The following is a 354-nucleotide window of genomic DNA, read 5'->3' as shown; positions in this document are numbered from 1 at the left end:
AAGTCGTAACAAGGTAACCGTAGGGGAACCTGCGGTTGGATCACCTCCTTACCTATAAGATACATGACTGCGTAGTGTCCACACAGATTGTCTGATGAAAGTAAAGAAGCAAGGCGTCTTGCGAAGCAGACTTATGTCCCCTTCGTCTAGAGGCCCAGGACACCGCCCTTTCACGGCGGTAACAGGGGTTCGAATCCCCTAGGGGACGCCACTTGCTGGTATGTGAGTGAAAGTCGCCGCCAAAAATATCTTAAAGATGACTTACGAGTCGTGTTTGAGATATTGCTCTTTAAAAATCTGGAAACAAGCTGATAAATTGAAAACACTGAATCATGAATAATGATTCGGAGTCTC

1 tRNA gene and 1 rRNA gene are annotated in these 354 nt (G+C 46.0%); both read left to right on the top strand.

The window, feature by feature from the left end:
• Positions 1–51 (top strand): 16S ribosomal RNA (locus HGT70_RS16480); the annotation flags it as partial.
• An 84-nt stretch (positions 52–135) separates the two neighbouring features.
• Positions 136–211 (top strand) — tRNA-Glu (locus tag HGT70_RS16475).
• Positions 212–354: the final 143 nt, after the last annotated feature.

It is taken from the genome of Rosenbergiella collisarenosi (genome assembly GCF_018494085.1).
GTDB classification, from domain to species: domain Bacteria; phylum Pseudomonadota; class Gammaproteobacteria; order Enterobacterales; family Enterobacteriaceae; genus Rosenbergiella; species Rosenbergiella collisarenosi.
Note: the sequence above shows the minus strand (reverse complement) of the source record. Positions and strands in the feature narration are given on the sequence as shown.